The organism is Shouchella xiaoxiensis (assembly GCF_016907895.1).
In the GTDB taxonomy this organism is placed as follows: domain Bacteria; phylum Bacillota; class Bacilli; order Bacillales; family Bacillaceae_D; genus Shouchella; species Shouchella xiaoxiensis.
Genome location: NZ_JAFBCV010000003.1, coordinates 13085 through 34735 on the forward strand (window position 1 = coordinate 13085; position 21651 = coordinate 34735).

Consider the following 21651-nt stretch of genomic DNA (forward strand, 5'->3'; position numbering starts at 1 on the left):
ATCTCCTTTTACAATAATCCTACAAGTAATAAACTAAAAACTAGAACTAGTCCAGTTCGAATCGTCGCCCTAAGAGATGCACCCATTAAGCGACCGTAGTCAGCTGCTTTATTTGTTATTCCAAGTGATTGATACACGTAAAACAATGGAATGGCGGTTAGGATTGCTAGGTTAGCATACCAAGGCAGAGCACCTACAATGGATAATATAGGAACGGATATATATGCAACGAGAGCCAGGCTTTTCGAGAAGCGCAGACCGCCGTTTTCACCCCATAAAACAACAAGCGTTTTTTTACCAGCTTCTTTATCAGCTTTCCAATGGAGAAAATGATGATTAAACAAGATTAATGTGGTTAGTAGTCCGATTGGAATTGAAATGAGGAACGCATGTAGCGAAATCGTGCTTGTTAAAACAAAATAAGTCCCCATCACAGGAAGCACGCCAAATGCTAAAAAGATAGCAAGTTCACTATATCCTTTCCCGCGATAGCCAAACTTAAGCGGTGGTGCGACATAGAAATAGGCGATCAAGCCACCCACAAGAACAAATAAAAGTAAGGTAATTCCAGTTAAAATGGCAAGTGTAATCCCTGATAAAACAGCAATTCCTAAGAATATCCAAGTCACTCTTGCGAACTGTTTCTCAGAAACCCTACCATTTGGTAGTAAGCCAGAATTCGTAGAGATTGCTTCATCAGAGCTATTTGCTTTTTGATCAACACCGTTCCTGAAATCCCATAAATCATTAACCATATTAGAAAATAAATGAGCGCTTGCTGCGCCAATTAAAGTTAATAAAAATAAACCAACATGAAAAGTATTTTCCCAAGAAAATGCGGCTGCTCCTCCTAGTACTACTGGCAGAATCATGACGGGAAGAACTTGAGCACGTGCTGCTTTTAGCCAAAATGAGACTTTACTCAATTATTGTTCACCTCCTATGTACAAAAAACGTCCCTAATCGACTATACACTGATAATCGATATTTCTCAATCAATCGCTATTAAGAATAAGGGTTTGGAAAATGTTACTCATATGATATGCTTAGTAATAGAAAGAACTGGAATCGAATTCATAGAAAGAAGGATTATAATGGAACATCAAGATGTTGTTATCATTAAGAAAAAACTTCCTTTTTCGTTGTTAATCGGAAAAGGAATTATGGCTTTAATTGGGCTATCAGGGGTTGTGTTTGGAATTATGCTTGCAGCGACGCAACAAGGTAGTATGGTTCAAGCATTTATGATCTTAATGGTTGCGATTATTAGTTTAGGAATTTCGTTATTGCGCGTTCAAACAGTAACCTGCCCTAGCTGTCAGTCAAAAGCCACAATTCATACATTAACGGTTGATTTTGAATGCAGAAGATGCCTGAAACCTACATCTATTAAATGGGAAAAACCCTGAACCGATGCCTAGCATCGGTTTTTAATTTGTTTAAAAACTTAATCTTTATAAAAAACCTTTCTATTTAGGATAACTTTATTTATAATGAATCCATTAGCAAATAAACGAATAATAGGAATTACTCGTATAATAGCGGAAATATGGTCCGCGAGTCTCTACCAGACTGCCGATAACGGTCTGACTACGGGTGATCTTTATTTGGTTACTTTTAAATTTAAAGTAAAACCGAAGGATCACTCGGGTTAACCGATTATCCTTCGGTTTTTTATATTTAGGAGGAATTAAAATGAACGTATTAAAACAGGCAATTCGTGAGAAGGGTACCGTACTTTCTTCTGGTGTGCTAAAAGTCGATCAGTTCTTAAATCATCAAGTTGATACAACCTTGATGTCGCAAATAGGTGAAGAATTTGCACGTTTGTTTCAAGATCAGCAGGTTACGAAAGTGATAACAATTGAGTCTTCTGGAATTGCACCAAGCTTTATGTGTGCCCATGTTCTTGAAGTGCCATTGATATTTGCTCGCAAGAAAAAATCAGTCACGATGAATCAAGATAATGTTTATTCCAGCAAAGTTTATTCTTTTACTAAGAAAGAATACTCAGAGGTTACAGTTTCTAAAGATTTGATCCAGCAAGGTGATCGCGTGTTGTTAGTTGATGATTTTTTAGCTAATGGTGAAGCAGCCTCTGGTTTAGCAAAAATAGTTGAACAAGCTGGCGCAACCGTAGTAGGGATTGGAATTGTCATTGAAAAATCGTTTCAAGATGGACGTGCTAAACTTGAGCAAGCGGGAATACGAGTTGAGTCACTTGCTCGAATTGCCTCGCTTGAAAATGAAACCGTTGAATTTCTAGATGAAGTCGTTACCAATAACAAATAGAGGTGAAGATAAGGAATGAACGTAGCCTATCCATTATTTAAAAAACAAGATATTGATGCGTTTTTCGCTTTATTTCAGAACAACTTAGCTAACTTCGTTGTTATTACCGTAACATTACTTGCAATGGGTTTCTCAACCGATCTTGTGTTCGGAAGAATTATTCCAGGTGTTGCTGTTGCTGTAATCGTAGGAAATTTATATTATGCTCATATGGCGAAGCGTCTAGCTATTAAGGAAAACCGAGCAGACGTGACGGCTTTATCATACGGGGTTTCTACTCCTGTTATGTTTGTTTTTCTTTTTGGTGTAACAGCACCCGCGCTTGCCCTTACAAATGATCATGAATTGGCTTGGAAAATAGCTGTTGCTGCTGCTTTTTTATCAGGGCTTGTGGAGGCGCTAGTAGCGTTCTTTGGAAATTGGGTAAGAAAACATACCCCTCGTCCTGCCTTGCTCGGCGCACTAGCTGGGGTGGCATTTACGTTTGTTGCTGGTGAAATGCTATTCTCCGTTTTTGAAGTGCCAATTATTGGGTTAGCTGCACTTGCGATTATCCTAGTTGGTTTTGTTGCTAAAGTTGGCATGCCCTTTAAGATTCCATCTTCTTTGTTTGCAATCATTATTGGTGTCATTCTTGCTTTTATTTTGGGTTATCAAACGAGTAGTGATTTTACTGAGGCATTAGGAAACGTCGGTTTTTATCCATTCTTACCAACGCTTGCTGCATTTGAAGGGATGACTTATTTATTCGGTGCGTTAATTGGCTTACTAGGTATTCTAATTCCTATTACGATTTACAATGCAATTGAAACGATGAATAATGTTGATGCCATGTCTGCTGCAGGTGATTCATACGATGTTCGTGAGTGCCAAGCAGTGGATGGCATTGGAGCAATGCTTGGAGCTTGTTTCGGAGGGATGTTCCCGACAACGGTTTATATTGCGACTGTTGGGGCAAAGCAAATGGAAGCAGGGCGAGGCTATAGCGTTTTAAATGCAGCTGTTTTTGGACTTGCTGCAGTAACAGGGTTAATTGGTGCTTTTTCTGCATTAATTCCAATGGCAGCAATTGCACCTATTCTTGTTTTCGTGGGAATGTCGATGATTGGAAGCACATTTGCCAACAATGACAAGCGCTACTACCCAGCAATTGCCCTTGCGATGCTACCTTATATTGCGAATTATATGATGACACGTTTTAATAATGGTGCACCAGATGTCGTCTCAGGAATTTCTGAGGGTATTGTTCCACTAGGACAGGGAGCCATGTTTACAGCGATTATTATCGGCGCCATTACTGTGTTTATTATTGATAAAGATTTTTATAAAGCGGCAATCTTTTCAGCTATTGGATCAATGCTTTCATTTTTTGGGTTTATGCACGCACCTTCTCTTGCAATCAACGCTGCGTTTGATTACACAATCGGTTATCTAGTCATTGCGATGTTCTTTGTGTATACAGGATTCCGTGAACAAAGAAAAAGCAAACGACTAAAACCTGTTCAATCACATAAAGCGGCTTAAAAAAATCCCGGACGATGCTAAGCATCGTCCGGGATTTTCTTATTTAATTTCTTTCCAAACGTCCCATTGACCTGATTGGCTCGGGTTATCACCTTGAGTCCACCATTTTGCTTCGTAAAGTTTTCCATCGTATACGACTCGATCAGAAGCAGTATATATGGTCTCCTTGTTCCATTCTTGAGGGTCGGTGGAACCTTCATTATCATCTTTTACTTCTTTCCAAACGTCCCATTGACCTGATTGACTTGGATTCTCACCCTGAGTCCACCATTTCGCTTCATAGAGTTTACCATCATACAGTACTTGGTCTCCAGCTGTATAAATTTCTTTCTCGTTCCACTCAGTTGGACCGTCTACTTGCTCCGTGCATTCCTTTACTATTTGCCAAACATCCCATTGGCCAGAGAGACTAGGATTTTCACCTTGAGTCCACCATTTCGCTTCATAGAAAGATCCTTCATATTCTACACGATCACCTTGCGTGTAAATTTGTTCTTTGTTCCATCCATTATACTCGCATAGAGGAACCTCTGGTTCAGGTGCTGTTGGTGGGTCAATAAAGCGATACGTACTTGGGCTTCGCATACCTGGTGTACCAAAATACGTTTCAAGTGATCCTGTTATGGCTACAAACTGTCCTAAATTATCAGGTGTGTTCACTAAATTAAGCCCGTTTCTTACGGCTGTTCCATTTACGAGCTGGACCGGGAGCATGTTGCTGCGGTCTGTTTCATTTGGATCGTCAGCTAAAAGTAAATTTGAAGGAGCGTGACTTCCTTCACCAATAATAACTTGATTGTTATTAATTGAACCAACGATGTAGCCTTTAACAGGCTTATTTCCGCTGTTGTTCTCAAGTGCTTCTTTTACAGTAACGGCGTCAGTTGGCTCTTCAACATCTTTACCTTCAATTGTAATGCGGCTTCCTTCGGTATAATCAATTGCGCCGGTTTGTGAACTGACGTAATCAACAACTGCCTGCCAAACAGGTCCAATTGCATCGTCAGTTGCTGTTCCTAAGTTGTAGAAGTTTGTACCGTGCATGTAGTCATTGTATGCAACAGAATAGGTAGCAGATTCATCTAATGGCTCACCGTTATCAAGTTGGAGAGAAACATCGTCAAAACCACTTCCTGAGTTAGCAGGTACAAGCGTATAGGATAAGCCTGATACTTGCAAATCGACGCCATTACGGTAATTCGCCTGTTCTAAGATGACTTCTTTTAAACGAGAGACACTTGTTTCCACAACGACGATCGTATTTCCGAATGAATCAAGAGATTCAATTTGACGATCAGTAATCGTGCCTGGCAAAATCTCTCCTGTAACAGAGGAGCCGTTTAACAAAGCAAAATCGCTATCTGTTTTTGCGCGAAGCGCATCCGTGTATAAGTTTCCGATACCTACATCTTGTTTAAGTTTATTTAAAGAGAATAATCCGTTCGTTGTTGAACCGATAATTTCTCCTGGACTTGGTGCAGTTGGATCAACTGAAAGTTTAATTCTTCCTTCTGGTTGATAATCAAGAGAACGTCCTTGTGCTGTTAATTCAAGAGCGTATTGCTCCATTGCAGCTGTCATTAAGCCAACCGTTTCGTGAATAACCGTTCCTTCAAAAGAATAGCCAGATCCACCAGTACCTATATAATCAGCTACAGCAACTTCATAGGTCTCATCGGCAACAACTGGCTCACCTGCAATGGTTAAGCGGGTATCTAAGTATTGACCAGTCGGACCAGTAATCACTTCATAATGTAAGCCTGATGTTTGTAAATCAATCTGATTACGATTGTCACGCGAATAAGAGAATGCGATTACTTCTTCAATGGCTGCGCCAGTCATTTCAATGACCATGATTTCATTAGCGAACGGCTCTATTTTATATATATCATTTAACGTAACATCACCAGGAGCAATGCTGTCCCGTAGACCACCATTATTCGTTAGAGCAACATCTGCTTCAGCAAAAGCACGCATGGCATCTGTCCAAAAGTTACCGAGTGGGGCATCGCCGTTAAAGCGACCGTCTCGTGAAAGTCCCGTATTTGTGTAACCGACGACCTTACCTAAAACATCTTCCATCTCTGCGTTGTAGCCATCAATCACGGCTTGTACAGATTCATCGACGTTCGTTAAAGAGGAAACAGCAGTTAGTTTTCCAGTTACCCCAGAAACTTCACTTGTCTCATCATTAAAAATAAGTGAAAGCTCACCAATATTGTTTAAATTGGAACCAGTTTGAGCGATTGGTGTTCCATTCACTTCTACAGGTTGGTTAAGCGTAGTATGTGAGTGGGCACCAATGATTAAATCGAAATAATCGACTGCTTCAGCAAGACGGCGGTCTTGATCATAGCCAATATGCGTTAAAGCAATAATAATATCGGCTTGTTCTTCTAATTCATCCTTGTAGGAGAGGGCCGTTTCCGCATAGTTTCCATCAAAGGTCATTCCTGTTACATTTGCAGGTGCAGTTGCAGGAGGTGCTTGAGTAATGCCTAGAACGGCAACGGTTAGATCATTAAGCTCAAAAATCGTGTATGGATCTGGGTTTGTTACGCCTGTATCCCCAGTATTGACATTTGCACCTAACCATGGGAAAGTCGAGGCCTCTATATTATCTTGTAAGTAGGACTGACCGTAATCAAATTCGTGATTACCAATTGTAAAGGCGTCAAGTCCAGCTAAATTAAAGACGTCAATCATTGGCTTACCAAAATTCAAGTCAACGACTGGATTACCACTGGCAAAATCGCCAGCATCAAAATAAAGGACATTCTCATATGTGTCACGCTGTTCATTAATATAGGATGATACTTTGCCATATTGATCAAAGGTTGCATGAATATCATTCGTATGGTAAATATGTAAAGTTTGGTCTTCTGCTTGTGCAGGCGTTACAAATAATAGAAAGGCAATGGATAAGATTGCGAGTGAAAAAATATTTTTTTTGTACGTCATTAGCAAATGATTCCTCCTGAGAATTTAATAATGTTAACAATCTCCTTTCTTTTTCTACTAGAATCATAGCAAAAAAAAGAGTGGAGTTTTGTCGAGATTTGATTGAGTTTGTAAAGATTGTGATAAATCGTGAAATGGTACTATGTCATTAGGGTGTATTTTCAAAATAGTAGGTTAGTATGTATGTGAAATAAACATAGACTATGGTCCTATTAGAAAGGAAGAAGGGGATGTAATAAAAAAAGCTTGCCATTTGTCTTCATTAAAGACGTATTGGCAAGCTATCTTTTCATTATTATAGAGTTTTTAATGCTTCCATAATTTCTTTGGAGCGACTTGAAATTGTCGATGTACTGACATTGTATTTTTCTGCTAGTTGTTTTTGCGTTGTAGCAGTTGGAGCGAATTGCTGAAGAACGTACTCCATTGCGGCAGCAAACACTTCAGACTTTCGAATCAGTGGTTTTACGGCTGTCGCATATAGATGCCACTTCTGCAAAGCAAGCATCTGTATTTCTGGTGGTTGCTGATCTTGTTCCAACCCTTGAAGCAAGCGTTCTGCTGTTTCTTTCTGCGCAAGGTCTACCCAATCAAACTCTGCTAAGTTCACTGCAGAATCCTTTTGAGATAATAGAGAAGAAAGCAGCTGCGGCCATTTCGCACTATAGTCTGCTGATTTCGTTTGGAACGTAGATACTCTCTCTTTTAAATCTGCAGCCTTTGCAACAGGGTGACTAATAACGGGTCCAATAAAAGACATATTCGTTTCTGCCGTGGCAGGGAATCCGATAATGATGGAACCTTGTTCAACCGTCTGTTCATGATCGACGGGTAAAGAGTGAATGACTTCGTTACCAGTAAGTAAGTTGGTGCTTGTATAGACTTGGGCTTCTATATTCGTTACTTCAAGTACCGCTGGTTGTGTGCCTTTCCAAGACTCAATAATGTCAATTGTCTTCGGTCGTTTTAATTTCTTGACCTTATTCTCTAAAAAGGTATCAAATATAGTTGTCTCTGAATCTTCATCGACGGGGCGCTGAAAAATCAACCATACTAACAGCATACTTGATAATGTTTCTGTCATTTCTTCATTTACATCGGGGTAAATATGGTGATAGCTTTGAACCCAATTTGTTAATTCTTTTTGATAACGAGTAAATGCATTATAAAGCATTTCCGTTTCTAATTGATGAAGTTCCTCTGCAACAACAGAACCCATACTTTTATTCATACAGCATTTTTTATATTTTTTTCCGCTGCCACAGTGGCACGGATCATTTCGCTTAAGCATGAATCATCCTCCTAACACATCCTTCTTAGTTTAACAGATTCATGCTATAAATACAGGTGTTTATCCCTTTACAGTTTCCGGAAGTCCGGAGGTAGCATTCATTTGGCGTAAAAAAAGCCTCTCTTTTCACTGAAAAGAGAGGCAATCTTTATGGGCGCTCAATTCCAAATACAACAGGCATCCAGTAGTAAACCGCTAATGTAATCACAATGACGCTGACGATGTTTAACCAAACACCGGCACGAGCCATGTCTGATATTTCCAGCTCACCTGCACTAAATACTGCCGTATTGGGTGGTGTGGCTACAGGGAGCATATAACATGACCCTGCAGCAAGTGCGACGGCAGCCATCATTAGAAGCGGATCAATGCCGATTGCAATGCCAAGACCAGCTGATATTGGTAGAACCAAGTTGGCGACAGCAGTGTTGGATAGAATTTCTGTCATTCCAAGAACAATAATGACGAGTAATAGAATAATAATAAATGGTGTGTATGCTTGTAAACCTTCGAGTGCAACAGCAATCCAGGCGTTGACGCCAGAGTGTTCCAAGCTTGAAGCGAGTGCAAGACCACCACCAAACAAAACCAGCACGCCCCATGGAAGTTTAACTAGGTCTTCCCACTTTAAGATGCGTTCACCAGGTTGAGTACTAGGCAAGAAGAATAAGAGAATTGCACCAAACATGGAGATACTTGCGTCAGGTAAGTTCCCTAGATTCTCTAGGAATGATAAGAACCCAACATTATTAGCAATGTATAGAATGAGTGGTTTACCGACCCATAATGATACAGTCATTAGAAAGACGGCAATAACAATCCATTCCTCCGTTTTAATTTTACCAAGCTTTTTCTTTTCTTCTTTGATAAAGGTAACAGGTTTTTGATCGTCCACCTTTACTTTAAAACGTATTTTTGTTAAATAAAAGTAAAGGACGATAAACATGATAAAAGCAACAGGACCAGCGAACATGAGCCATTGAACAAATGTAACTTCCACGCCAAATTGAATGCTTGCAATACCTGCTAACGCGGCGTTTGGCACGGCAGCAACGAGCGTAGCAAGACCACCAATTGTTGCTGTGTAGGCAACAGCAAGCAAGATCGCTTTTGCGAAGTAATTCATGTTTTGCCCCGATAACACTTTTTTATCTCTAACTTCTGAAATAAGTGCAAGTGCAACAGGAAGCATCATTAATGCGGTTGCAGCATTTGAGATAAACATCGTTAATAAACCTGTAGCTAACATAATGCCGAGTATAATTTTATGACTTTCAGTTCCGATAAAGTCAATGATGGAAAGAGCAATACGTCTATGTAAGTTCCATTTCTCAATTGCAATTGCAAGTATAAAGCCGCCCATATACATAAAAATAACGGGCTCAGAGTATCCTCCAGAAACAACACCAACAGGTGCTCCGCCAAAAAGCGGTATGTAAATAAGTGGAATTAAAGAAGCGGCTGCCATAGGAATAGCTTCTGTTACCCAGTAGGTTCCGATTAGCGCAACTGCTGATAGAACAACGCGCCCTTCGTAAGCAATCATATCATTCGGAATTAAGAAGAAGACGAGAAATGCTAAGAGAGGACCAAGAATAAGTCCGAATAAGTTTACTTTTGAATAAGATGTAACCGCTTTCGACATAAATCTACCTCTTTCTCTTGATATTCTTCCTACTTTAGCGGATTTTACCTAGTTTGCATAGGTAAAACGCTTACTTTTTTTCTATTTTGACTTTGTTTAAGTTTTGTGATAAATTGTGTTCACACTCATACATAGAAAACACTCTTATAATGAGAAGTGGAGGGACTGGCCCGTTGAAACTTCAGCAACCATTCAATGATTGAAAAGGTGCTACATCCAGCAAAGGCGACTTTGGCAGATAAGGGGCATATAACATCAATTGTTGTATCCAGAACCCTTTTTCCAATGAAAAAGGGTTCTTTTTAATTTCATAACCAACACTCAGGTGTAGCATTTGCTACGAAAAGGGGAACTTGGTGCAAATCCAAGGCGGTCCCGCCACTGTGACGTAATACTATTTACGGAGTCAGATTACCTGCCTGATTGTTCTGCTTAGCTCTACGCGGATCTAGAGAGGAGCGGAAAGGAAACCTATGACTGGCTTTTTTAGAAGGCTGTTTAGGTCTATTTTCCGATTCCTTCTCACATCGAGAGGGAATTTTTTTATGGTGAGTACAACAATTGAAGGAGTGGAAAACATGGGGAATGTCAAAAGTTCATCACTTGGTTATCCGAGAATCGGAGAAAAGCGAGAGTGGAAAAAGAACCTAGAACAATTGTGGGCAGGAGAACAGACAGAAGAAGCTTTTTTAGCTAAACAAAAACAATTACGTTTATCTTACTTACAGACGCAAGTGGAGGCAGGCTTGGATTATGTTCCTGTTGGCGATTTTAGTGATTATGATCATGTGCTAGATACGGCTGTGTCGTTCGGTCTTGTACCTGACCGCTTTGCTTACAATGGTGGAAAAGTAAGTGTCTCTACGTATTTTGAAATTGCTAGAGGGGCTAAAAACGCGGTTGCAGCAGAAATGACGAAGTGGTTTAACACAAACTATCACTATATTGTTCCGGAATTAAATGCAAGAGAACCGCAGCTTGTGCACAATCGTTGGTTAGAACTATTTGAAGAAGCGAAATCAGAACTTGGTGTGACCGGTAAACCAGTGATTTTGGGACCAATTACTTTTGTTAAGCTTGCAAAACAGTATGGAAAAAAAACGCTGGCAGAACATGTTCAGAAATTGCTTCCTCTTTATGGAAAAGTATTTGACCAGCTTACTGATGCGGGCGCAACCTTGATACAAGTTGATGAACCCGTATTAACTGGTGACGTAACAGAAGCAGATTGGCTTCTATTTGAAGAAGTATATCGCTATTTTGAAGAGAACCACGCTTCTGCTAATTTACTCTTGCAAACCTACTTTGAAGCTGTAACTGATTTCAGCCGTTTTCTCAATTTACCGACAGCAGGAGCTGGTATTGATTGTGTAGCGGCGAATCAGAAAGGAATTGAACAGTTGCAAAAGATAGCGATTCCTGAAAATAAGATAATCGCATTAGGCATTCTTGATGGTCGCAATATTTGGAGAAGTGATTTGGTTCAGCTTTTTAAAACGGTGAACAACGTTCAGTCAACATTAAATGAAGAGAATGGGCAAACTCTTATTCTTCAACCATCATGCAGCTTGCTACATGTTCCTGTATCGTTGAAGCATGAAACAAAAATTTTCCCCGAATTAAAAGATGCACTAGCATTTGCTAATGAAAAACTAGTTGAGCTCGATCAATTAAAAGAAGTGATAAATGGAAATGTAAACGAAGCTGTACTCAAAGAAAGCATTCAAGCTGTCGAAGGATTAAATCAATCAAGCAGCAGAAATAACGAAGGAGTTCAGGCGCTACTGCATGAAAGAAAACAAGAGGACTCAAAACGATCGGTCAACGCGCAAGCAAGATTTGACTTACAAAAAGAAAAGTTGAAACTTCCATTATTGCCGACAACAACAATCGGAAGTTTTCCGCAAACAAAAGAAGTACGGAAACAGCGACTTTTGTGGAGAAAAGGGGAGCTGTCAAATGAAGCCTATTCTCAATACATCAATGCTGAAATTGAACGGTGGATTCAGATTCAAGAAAAGATTGGCCTAGATGTACTTGTGCATGGTGAGTTTGAACGGACAGATATGGTTGAATTTTTTGGAGAAAAACTAGCTGGCTTTCAATTCAGTACGAACGGTTGGGTTCAGTCGTATGGATCAAGATGTGTAAAACCACCTATTATTTATGGAGATGTGGCATTTCAAGAAGAAATGACAGTAAAAGAAACCGTTTTTGCGCAATCAAAAACAGAAAAACCTGTCAAAGGAATGTTAACGGGACCCGTTACCATCTATAATTGGTCGTTCCCACGAACCGATTTAGCAGAGGAAGATGTTGTTAATCAAATTGCCCTGGCGTTGGAAAAGGAAGTCTTGGCTCTTGAGAAGGCTGGTATCGGCGTTATCCAGGTTGATGAGCCAGCATTAAGAGAAGGATTACCTTTGAAAAAAGACGATTGGAAAGCGTATTTAGATCAATCTGTAAAAGCATTTCAATTATCGGTGAAATCGGTTCAGGCGGAGACACAAATTCATACGCATATGTGTTATTCTGATTTTCAGGACATAATTGAATCAATTGATGCACTTGATGCAGATGTTATATCTATTGAGATGTCACGAAGTCATGGTGAGCTTATTTCCTCGTTTGAGCATTACACGTATGACAAAGGCATTGGTCTCGGGGTTTATGATATACACAGTCCGAGAGTGCCGAGCGAGGAAGAGATGATTCAAAACATCCAACGTGCTTTAAAAGTACTTGATCAGAAACGATTCTGGGTAAACCCGGACTGTGGCTTAAAAACAAGGCAAGAACCTGAAACGGTCGCTGCCCTCGAAGCGATGGTACGGGCAACTACTAAAGTTCGACACACGATTTAATGATAAAGCCCTAAGGGAATAATTATTCCCTTAGGGCTTTTTGTCTGTAAGATCATCTTACATATTTAGGTTCGATGAATCCTTTGGTTTATCACGCTTCGTCATGCTTCTAGAACCTTCAAGTCCTAAGAAGACACACATAACAAAGAGGATAAAGGAAATAACAGAGAGCAAGTAGTTGCCGGCGATAAAGTTTGTATAAAGCATAACAAGTAGAGCACTAGTCGTTACAAGGAACATAAAAATCATTGGAATTAAAACGAATAGCGCTTTTGATTTTGTTTTTACTAACCAGAGCGTTACCGCAAGGAGAGCAAGTGCACCGAGCATCTGATTGGCTGCCCCAAACAGTGGCCATACCGTTTGCCAAGTTCCAGACAAAGCAAGCACGGTTGCCCCGACTAGACCAAGAGACGTAGCGATGTGTTTATTCTTAAGAAAACCGACATTCGTGCTCTCACCAAGCTCAGCGACGGCGTACCTCATTAGCCTTGTAGCAGAATCAAGCGTAGTCATTAGAAAAGCAGAAGCTGCGAGTGCCGTGAACGTTACGCCTGCAGCAACAGGTAAACCCCATGTACTCATAAAGTTTCCGATACCCACAGAGAACACACTAATTGGGTCATTATGAATTGCCATTAATGCTGCAAATTCACCCATTGTTAGGTAAGCAACAGAGCCGATTGCAATGATAGCGACAAATGCTTCAAGGAGCATTGATCCATAAGTGACAAAGCGGCCATTTTTTTCATTGTCAAGTTGCTTTGATGTAGTTCCGGATGAAACAAGCGAATGAAACCCAGATACAGCTCCACAAGCAATGGTTATAAATAAAATCGGGAATAGAAACCCAAGTTGTTCATTATAAAAACCTGTAAATGCGGGCATTTGGATCATCGGGCGTGCAATCAGTAAGCCAATAAACGCACCACCGATTAAAAAATAGAGCATAAATGAATTTAGATAGTCACGTGGTTGAAGCAATAACCAAACAGGTAGAACAGAGGCTAAATAGGCATAAACAATTAAAATCAATGACCAAGCAGTTGCACTAAGCTCGAGTGGAAAGGAAAGACCAAACCAGATTGCACCAACCATCGCGATAATGCCTAAGATAGTAGCTGTCACTAAGCCCATTCTTACTTGGTTAACCAAAACTCCAAACACCATCGCTACTGCAATAAAAAGTAGCGAAGCGGTAGCAGCGCCAGGAAATGAAACAAATGTATTTGCAACAAGTATAATGAAAACTCCGATAATTAATATTAACGTTGCGATTGAAAAGGAGAGGAACATAAGCTGACCTCGTCTGCCCATATACTCCCGAATAACTTCACCAATTGATTTTGCTTTGTGCCGTACCGAAGCTTGCAGAGAAGCATAATCATGAGTCCCACCAACAAAAATACTGCCAATAATAATCCAAAGTACCGCTGGTAACCAGCCAAAAACAATTGCAGCAATTGGCCCTGTAATGGGTCCTCCTCCGGCTATCGTTGTAAAATGATGCCCGATTAAAACTGGTGTTTTTGTAGGGATGTATTCTTTTCCGTCATAAAGGGTATGTGCTGGTGTTGCACGACTTCCATCAATCTTTAAACGTTTTTCTAAGTATTTTCCGTACGTAAAGTAAGCTAGGCTAAGGATAGCACCACTTACAAGCATTAATGTCACAAAATTCATCACTACACCTCTTTCGTTTTATTTAAAGATTCAATAAACGGTTTAATGAAAGATAGTCCTTTCCGATTCATATGGATATCCATGGTTTCTAATGGGAGTACAGCAATGTACCGTTCAATCCAACCATACCTACCCCAATTAATAAATGAGACTTTTCTCGTCCGTTTCGCTTTTTTGATTAAATCAGAATCAGGCGTTCCTTCTAAAAAGAAGAGTCCAATATAAATCGATGATATATGGGATGATTTGGTTGCACGATGTCTAGTGATATACAAATCGAGCTCTTCTTTAAAGCGGACAAACTCTTGAACAGACGCTTCTTTCGCTTCATAAAAGAAAAAGAATTGATTGTTCTCCACGCTCCAAACTTTAATATCCTTAGTCATCATGTAGCGATCGTCTCTTCGTGTGTAATGAGCACTAAAATGTAAAGGTAAAGAACCAATTTGGTCATTCCCATAAACATCGAACTGATGCTTTAAGACATTCTGAAGTTGATTGACATATTGTTCGGCCCGCAATTTTTTCCACCGCCTTATTGTTCTCCGATTAAAGTGAGCAAGTCCTATTATAATCCTGTGTAACTAATAGTTCAATACTTTCTGTCAATTTAACAGACGGAAACGATCACTTGTTTTAAAATAAGAGGAAAGGGAAAATAACAAACATGTAAAATCGAGAGGAGTCTTTATGAGATGAATGTATTTATAAATGGCGAGTGGGTAGGCGAAGACATAGCTCAAATGGAAGTGACAAACCCAGCGAATGGAGAGGTCATTGATCGAGTACCAAAAGGTGGAAAGAAAGAAGCTGCCTTAGCTGTTGATGCAGCTGAACAAGCCTTAGAAGCGTGGGCCGCATTATCCGCATACGAACGAAGTGAAAGGCTTGAAGCTTGGCATCAGTTAATTCAGGAAAATACAGAAGAACTTGCGCAAACAATGACAAAGGAGCAGGGAAAATCAATAAAAGAAGCACGTGGTGAAATTGGCTATGCGAACTCATTTATTAAGTGGTATGCCGAAGAGGGAAAGCGTAATTACGGAGATACGATCCCGGCAACAACTCCTGATAAGCGGATGTTCGTGATCAAGCAACCAGTCGGCGTTGTTGCAGCAATAACACCATGGAATTTTCCGGCAGCAATGATTACGAGAAAGGTTGCTCCAGCCCTAGCCGTTGGCTGTACTGTCGTAGTAAAACCAGCTTCACAAACGCCTTTAACCGCATTGAAGCTCGCAGAATTAGCAGAAAAAGCTGAAATACCAAAAGGGGTTTTAAACGTCGTTACAGGTTCTTCAAGTGAGATTTCAAAAGTATGGCAAGAAGACAAACGAGTTAAGAAGCTAACTTTTACAGGTTCGACTGATGTTGGGAAATCATTGATGAGTGGTGCATCAGAGACAATGAAAAAAATCTCACTGGAACTTGGTGGGCACGCACCTGTAATCGTGTTCAAGGAGGCAGATCTTGATCGGGCAGTCGAGGATACTGTGGCTTCGAAATTTCGCAATGGTGGGCAAACGTGCGTGTGCGCAAACCGTATTTATGTGCATGAGTCGATTGCAGATGAATTTACGAAGAAAATGAAACAAGCTGTGGAAAAACTTGTTGTTGGAAATGGACTTGATGAAGCTACAGACATTGGACCATTAATTAATGAAGATGCAATAAAAAAAGTTGTTCAGCATATAGAAGATGCGCAAGAGAAAGGTGCAACAATTGTTACTGGCGGAACAAGCCATACAGGTTTATTTATTAATCCGACGATACTAACGAATGTAACCGACGATATGGTATGCATGATTGATGAAACCTTCGGGCCAGTTGCACCGATTGCTACGTTTAAAACAGAAGATGAGGTTATTAAACGAGCAAATAACTCTATCTTTGGCTTAGCCGCTTATGTGTTTACAAGGGATATTAACCAAGCGATTCGCGCAACGGAAAAGCTTGACTATGGAATTGTCGGTTTAAATGATGGTGGTCCTTCTGCTGCGCAAGCGCCATTTGGAGGTTTTAAACAAAGCGGTATTGGCCGTGAAGGGGGTCGAGCTGGTATGGAAGAATTTCTGGAGACAAAATATGTGTCATTTAAACTATAACTAAAAAAGGAACTGGCTAAAGAATTAGCTAGTTCTTCTTTTTCGTAAAAAAAGATTGCTGGGGATTAAATATTAGTGTACTATTTAAGTAGAACACAGATACAGTGTAGAGGAGGAACACAAATGGAGTCTTTTCCATTACAAGTAAAGAGATTAAATAAATCCTTCGGAAAAGCACATGTCATTAAAGATATGTCGTTTCAACTAAAACGGGGTGAAATTTATGGTTTTCTTGGGCCAAATGGGTCCGGAAAAACAACAACGATTCGCATGATTGTTTCATTGATAGGTGCAGATTCTGGGGATGTTTTGATTGAGGGAAAATCAATTAAAACGCATCGTCAAGAAGCGATTAGCAACATCGGCGCAATTGTTGAAGATCCTGATTTATATGGATACTTGACTGGTAAACAAAATTTGGAGCATTTTGCGCGAATGAGTAAAGGCAATGTGACAAAGGCGAGAATTAAAGAAGTGACAGAGCTTGTAGAATTAACAGCTGCAATGAATAAAAAGGTAAAAAATTATTCACTTGGTATGAAACAACGACTCGGCATTGCCGTTTCTTTACTTCATAATCCATCGGTATTGATTTTAGATGAACCAACCAATGGTTTAGACCCAAAAGGAATAAGAGATTTACGAAACTATTTACAGAGACTTGCCAAGGAAGATGGCGTCACGTTACTAGTCTCGAGTCACCAACTTAATGAAATTGAAGTCTTATGCGACAGGGCCATTGTCATTAAAAGTGGTGAAGTGGTTGATGAGGTGTCGATGAGACAACAGCAGGGACAGCCTGATAGCGTCATGAATGTTCGAATTGAAGCTAAACCAGTGGACCAAGCGTTGGCGATTCTTGCTACTTACGGAAACGCATCGATAACGGAAGGCACAATTCAGCTAGAGCAGCAGAGGTATGAGTCCATCCCAGATATTGTCGAAGCTCTCGTTACTCAAGGAATTCGTGTTTACGGGACGTCTTACCAAAATAAGCTCGAAGATGCGTACTTCTCTCTTACAGAGGAACAGGAGGTTTCAGCAGGATGATTGGATTACTCTATAATGAATGGTTAAAGTCATGGTACGGCAGAAAAATGTGGCTTTTCTCTCTTGTGATGCTTTTATTTATTGCTGGTGCTGTTGGGATTGCTTTACTTACTCAAGCAAATACATCAGGTCCACTATTAGCAACAGAGTTTGCAGAACTAAGCGTGTTTGTTTTTCCACTCTTTGTGATGTTATTTGGAGTCGTTTTGATTGCCGGAGCAATTGCTGGTGAATTTACATCAGGAACAGTTAAACAACTATTGATACGTCCTTCTTCACGATCAACATTGTTATTTACAAAGTGGTTTGGCAATCTTCTTTTAGCAACAATCAGTTTGTTTTTAATTGTCCTATTAACAACGATACTGGGAATTGTCATTTTTTCCACTGAAGGTCAGTCCATTTCAACTCTATTGTCTGATATGCTCATCATGGGAGCCTATCAGTTACCAACGTTAATCTTTTATATGGCACTCGCTACGCTTGTAGCAGTGGTGACTAAAAGTACTGCACTGACGATTATTATTACGTTTGCACCAATGTTTTTTGGCGGTATCCTCCAGTTATTTATCATGAATTATGATTGGGCTAAGTGGGTTGTTGTTACCCATGTTGAATTCTTTAGCAATTACCATGAATTCGGTACAACGATAGCGCCATTCGAAAGTATGTGGGCTTCACTTGCTTTTCTAGGTGGTCATGTAGTTGTAATTTTACTTGTTGCGCATATTGTTTTCCAAAAGAAAGATGTGCTTTAATAGAAGAGTCAGGCGCCCATGCGCCTGGCTTATTGTATGAAGGAAAGGTGGTGTTCACTTCTGAGTATTCAATTTGATCCAAATAAAGCGATCTATGCTCAAATTGTTGATTATTATTACCAGTTTATTTGCAGTGGTGAACTAACTCCTGGTGAAAAACTTCCTTCAGTGAGAGAAACAGCACAAACGTTACAAGTGAATCCGAACACAGTTTCTAGAGCCTATCAAGAAATGGACCGGGATGAGTTAACGTTTTCAAAGCGAGGGCAAGGTACGTTTGTTACTGAAGATTTAAGAAAGATCACGGCATTAAAAGAGACCCTCGCCAAAGCTCAAGTAGAAGCATTAATTAGCTATATGAAAAAACTAGGCTACTCAAGCGAAGAAATGATTGATTCCTTGAAGCAGACGGTAAAGGAGATGGATGAGTCTTGAACACACTTAAAGTAACTGGTTTAAAGAAAAAGTACGGGAGTAATGACGTTTTCACTGACTTATCTGTTCATTTACAACAGAATCGCTTTGTTGTTCTTTTAGGGGCAAATGGTTCAGGAAAATCAACTTTCTTACGTCTATGTGCAGGCTTAGCGCCTCAATCAGCAGGGACAATTGAATTAAATGATGCTGAGGAACGGATGAACAGAGCTCAGCTTTCTAGTTATGTATCTGAGAAAGCAGCATTTGGCTTTAATGATACGGCTGAAGCAATATTAAAATCTCAGTCGGAAATTTCGCCAGACTTTTATCTGAATAAGGCGATTGAATTTTGTGATGTCGTGGCCGTGCCCATGCAAACGAAATGGAATGTTATGTCTACTGGTCAACGTTACTTACTGTCGCTTATTATCGCTATTGCTGAACAAAGACCATTTATTTTTATTGACGAAGTACTGGCAAATTTAGACACCTCAAAAAAAGAAGCGATGCGATCAATACTTACTGACTTTCTAGTGGAAGAAGACCGATTTATTTTAATGGCTACCCATGCTTACGAGGATGTAGAAGCATTGGCAGATGGCGTTATTTTTATTGAAAATAAACAAGCGACTATTATAAACGATTTAGATAAATGGCGTTTTGAACATGGTAAGTCTCTGAAAGATTTATTCGCGGAGGTGGGGAAAAGGTGAAATCATTCATTTTTTATTTGAAGCGTGATTTGCGTCTCTTATTGCCGCTGAATTTGATCTTATTTCTTGTTATTGTACTAGGGATGGGCTCGGTATTGATTCTAAGAATGAACATTAGTCGACCTCTGGAAACAATTGATTTTTCAGTCATTGCGTTTTTCTTATTTTTTTTAATGCTAGTTGGAGGTTTAATTATATCAGTCGAGGCGTTGTGGCGTGAGTGGCGGTTAGGGACTCAATTTGGATGGTATTTGTCACAAGGCACGCTTCATCTTAAATTATGGAGCAAAGTTATTGCGATCTATCTATGGCAAGGGGTTCAGTTACTTCTCACGCTCTTCTTATTTTTTGGCGTTGCTTATCTAACTTCTACTCAAGCTACAGTAAATGAAATGTTAAATGAGCTTCGTTTGCCTTCTCCATTTTTATTGCAATTAATCTGGTCCACTTTCATTGTTCCATTATCAAGCATTATGATGATTTTACTCGCTGCTTTTCTGTACTTTGGCTTAAAAACAAAGTGGCGTTTTATATATATGGGTGGGTACTTTATTTTGGCTGTTATTTTATATCCGTACATTTATTTGAAATTTGATCAAAACGATGGTGCGTTAACTCAAGCTCCATTTCTAGTAGAGATTTTACAAATTGAAACGATGCAAATTGTATTAGATGGAATTCTATTCATCGGTATATATGCACTTTTGTATTGGTTTGTTAAAAACAAAATCGAGCTTTAAGCAATTGTAAAGACATTAATTATTCGCTATCATAAAAGGATGTCAGCTGAAAAAAATGGAGTGGTTCAATTGCAAAAAATAGACATTCAAGACACCATTAACGTAATTAAAGATCTTGTTCATATTCCAAGCCCATCAGGCTATACCAGATATGCTATGGCTTATCTAGAATCGTATTTACAAAAGGTTGGAATTAAAACAAATGTAACAAACAAAGGAACACTACTGGCAACAATTAAAGGAAAAGACGATTCAAGGCAAAGGATGCTCACGGCACACGTTGATACATTAGGTGCAATCGTAAAAGAAGTAAAGAAAAATGGCCGGTTAAAAATAGATTTAATCGGTGGATTTTCTTATCATTCAATTGAAGGTGACTATGTACAAATACATAAAATGGACGGCAGAACTGTTTCTGGAACAGTTGTCATGCATCAGTCATCGATCCATGTGTATAAAGATGCTCGAACAGCAGAAAGAAATCAGGAAAACATGGAAATACGCATTGATGAACCTGTACAATCGGATCTTGAAACAGAAAAGCTCGGTATACAAGTAGGAGATTTCGTTAGTTTCTCTCCAAAATTTGAGCAAACTTTATCTGGTTTTATAAAATCACGTCATTTGGATGACAAAGCAAGTGTCGCGTTATTGTTAAGCTTGTTAAAGCAATTAAAGGAAGACGCTATTCAACCAGAACATACAGTTCATGTGCTATTTTCAAATAATGAAGAAATTGGCTATGGGGGAAACGCGAATATTCCTGAAGGTGTTGTTGAATATATCGCTGTTGATATGGGAGCAATCGGTGATGGGCAGCAAACAGATGAATACACAGCATCGATCTGTGTAAAAGACGGAAGCGGACCTTATCATTACGGTCTGCGCAAACAGTTTGTTAGCATCTGCGAAGAAAAGAACATTCCATATAAACTAGATATCTATCCTTTTTACGCATCGGATGCATCAGCTGCGATAAAAGCAGGGCATGATATAGTACATGGACTAATTGGCCCCGGAATTGAAGGTTCTCACTCAATGGAACGAACTCATGTCTCGTCACTTGAGGCAACCTATAAGCTTTTGCAGGAATATGTACAAGCACCAATGAATCATTAAAAAAAGCTGCCCTCGTGGCAGCTTTTTTTAAGATCGAACATTAGACGATTCTTTAGTATAAGCACGTAACATCCATGCGTGTTTTTCAATGGTTTCTTTTAAGCCAATTAGCATATCTTCTGTTGCATCGTCTTCAAATGAGCCGCAAACATCGATGCCGGTTTTAAGTTCTTCAGCAATTTTTTCGTAATCACGGACTAGATCAAGAACCATTTCGTCAGGTGATAACGTTTTATCTCCCTCTTTAATGGTTGCGAGCTGTAAGTATTCATCCATTGTCGCAACTGGAAAGCCTTTAATCGCTAACAAGCGCTCAGCGAGCTCATCAACCGTTGTACCTGCTTCATTATACAATTCCTCAAATTTCTCATGAAGTGTGAAAAAGTGAGGCCCTTTCACGTACCAATGATAGTTATGAAGCTTTACGTAAAGCACGCTCCAGTTTGCTACTTGCTTATTTAATGCTGTTTGAATTTTTTCTTGTGCCAT

At 39.6% G+C, this 21651-nt stretch carries 18 protein-coding genes and 3 riboswitches; of the genes, 11 read left to right on the forward strand and 7 right to left on the reverse strand.

Annotated features, from left to right (window positions below):
• Positions 1 to 8 precede the first annotated feature (8 nt).
• Positions 9 to 926 (reverse strand): prenyltransferase, encoded by a 918-nt coding sequence (locus JOC54_RS05450; RefSeq protein ID WP_094190059.1) that lies wholly within the window; start codon positions 924 to 926, stop codon positions 9 to 11.
• Between the two features lie 168 nt (positions 927 to 1094).
• Here JOC54_RS05450 and JOC54_RS05455 point away from each other — a divergent pair, with 168 nt between their 5' ends.
• From JOC54_RS05455 to JOC54_RS05465, 3 genes are all read left to right on the forward strand, one after another.
• Positions 1095 to 1409 carry a hypothetical protein gene (locus JOC54_RS05455; RefSeq protein ID WP_054793520.1) on the forward strand — a complete coding sequence of 105 codons (315 nt, stop codon included), beginning with the start codon at positions 1095 to 1097 and terminating at the stop codon, positions 1407 to 1409.
• A 102-nt stretch (positions 1410 to 1511) separates the two neighbouring features.
• Positions 1512 to 1613, forward strand: a riboswitch (purine riboswitch).
• An 82-nt stretch (positions 1614 to 1695) separates the two neighbouring features.
• Positions 1696 to 2292, forward strand: coding sequence for a xanthine phosphoribosyltransferase (locus JOC54_RS05460; RefSeq protein ID WP_035418517.1), 597 nt, complete (start codon positions 1696 to 1698; stop codon positions 2290 to 2292).
• 15 nt (positions 2293 to 2307) lie between these two features.
• Positions 2308 to 3816, forward strand: coding sequence for an NCS2 family permease (locus tag JOC54_RS05465; protein ID WP_204465011.1), 1509 nt, complete (start codon positions 2308 to 2310; stop codon positions 3814 to 3816).
• 39 nt (positions 3817 to 3855) lie between these two features.
• Here the strand turns inward: JOC54_RS05465 and JOC54_RS05470 are convergent, their stop codons facing one another.
• From JOC54_RS05470 to JOC54_RS05480, 3 genes are all read right to left on the reverse strand, one after another.
• Entirely contained in the window at positions 3856 to 6777 is a 2922-nt protein-coding gene (locus JOC54_RS05470) for a 5'-nucleotidase C-terminal domain-containing protein (RefSeq protein WP_204465013.1), read from the reverse strand.
• A gap of 295 nt (positions 6778 to 7072) precedes the next feature.
• A complete protein-coding gene (locus JOC54_RS05475; RefSeq protein WP_204465414.1) occupies positions 7073 to 8068 on the reverse strand; it encodes an SEC-C metal-binding domain-containing protein in 996 nt (331 codons plus the stop codon).
• A gap of 148 nt (positions 8069 to 8216) precedes the next feature.
• Positions 8217 to 9713 (reverse strand): SLC13 family permease, encoded by a 1497-nt coding sequence (locus JOC54_RS05480; protein ID WP_051991103.1) that lies wholly within the window; start codon positions 9711 to 9713, stop codon positions 8217 to 8219.
• A 141-nt stretch (positions 9714 to 9854) separates the two neighbouring features.
• Positions 9855 to 9958: riboswitch (SAM riboswitch) on the forward strand.
• Positions 9959 to 10019: 61 nt separating this feature from the next.
• Positions 10020 to 10150: riboswitch (cobalamin riboswitch) on the forward strand.
• Positions 10151 to 10291: 141 nt separating this feature from the next.
• Here JOC54_RS05480 and metE point away from each other — a divergent pair.
• Positions 10292 to 12577, forward strand: a complete 2286-nt coding sequence (metE, locus tag JOC54_RS05485) for a 5-methyltetrahydropteroyltriglutamate--homocysteine S-methyltransferase (RefSeq protein WP_204465015.1) — start codon at positions 10292 to 10294, stop codon at positions 12575 to 12577.
• Between the two features lie 57 nt (positions 12578 to 12634).
• Here the strand turns inward: metE and JOC54_RS05490 are convergent, their stop codons facing one another.
• Positions 12635 to 14260, reverse strand: a complete 1626-nt coding sequence (locus tag JOC54_RS05490; protein ID WP_204465018.1) for a carbon starvation CstA family protein — start codon at positions 14258 to 14260, stop codon at positions 12635 to 12637.
• A 2-nt stretch (positions 14261 to 14262) separates the two neighbouring features.
• Entirely contained in the window at positions 14263 to 14781 is a 519-nt protein-coding gene (locus JOC54_RS05495; protein ID WP_204465020.1) for a DUF8052 family protein, read from the reverse strand.
• 174 nt (positions 14782 to 14955) lie between these two features.
• On the opposite strand from JOC54_RS05495, the gene JOC54_RS05500 reads away from it, so the two are divergent.
• From JOC54_RS05500 to JOC54_RS05530, 7 genes are all read left to right on the forward strand, one after another.
• Positions 14956 to 16365, forward strand: a complete 1410-nt coding sequence (locus tag JOC54_RS05500; protein ID WP_204465023.1) for an NAD-dependent succinate-semialdehyde dehydrogenase — start codon at positions 14956 to 14958, stop codon at positions 16363 to 16365.
• A gap of 123 nt (positions 16366 to 16488) precedes the next feature.
• Entirely contained in the window at positions 16489 to 17415 is a 927-nt protein-coding gene (locus JOC54_RS05505) for an ABC transporter ATP-binding protein (protein ID WP_035418525.1), read from the forward strand.
• Positions 17412 to 18173, forward strand: coding sequence for an ABC transporter permease (locus JOC54_RS05510; protein WP_204465026.1), 762 nt, complete (start codon positions 17412 to 17414; stop codon positions 18171 to 18173). Before JOC54_RS05505 ends, JOC54_RS05510 begins: the two co-directional genes overlap by 4 nt.
• A gap of 18 nt (positions 18174 to 18191) precedes the next feature.
• Positions 18192 to 18608, forward strand: a complete 417-nt coding sequence (locus JOC54_RS05515) for a GntR family transcriptional regulator (protein ID WP_235194481.1) — start codon at positions 18192 to 18194, stop codon at positions 18606 to 18608.
• Positions 18605 to 19303 carry an ATP-binding cassette domain-containing protein gene (locus JOC54_RS05520; RefSeq protein WP_204465028.1) on the forward strand — a complete coding sequence of 233 codons (699 nt, stop codon included), beginning with the start codon at positions 18605 to 18607 and terminating at the stop codon, positions 19301 to 19303. The genes JOC54_RS05515 and JOC54_RS05520 overlap by 4 nt, the downstream gene beginning before the upstream one ends.
• Entirely contained in the window at positions 19300 to 20043 is a 744-nt protein-coding gene (locus tag JOC54_RS05525) for a hypothetical protein (protein WP_035418528.1), read from the forward strand. The genes JOC54_RS05520 and JOC54_RS05525 overlap by 4 nt, the downstream gene beginning before the upstream one ends.
• Positions 20044 to 20139: 96 nt before the next feature.
• Positions 20140 to 21162, forward strand: coding sequence for a M42 family metallopeptidase (locus JOC54_RS05530; protein ID WP_437183521.1), 1023 nt, complete (start codon positions 20140 to 20142; stop codon positions 21160 to 21162).
• 27 nt (positions 21163 to 21189) lie between these two features.
• On the opposite strand, the gene JOC54_RS05535 is transcribed toward JOC54_RS05530, so the two are convergent.
• The gene (locus JOC54_RS05535; protein WP_035418529.1) at positions 21190 to 21651 is read right to left on the reverse strand and encodes a Dps family protein; all 462 of its coding nucleotides are present in this window, start codon (positions 21649 to 21651) and stop codon (positions 21190 to 21192) included.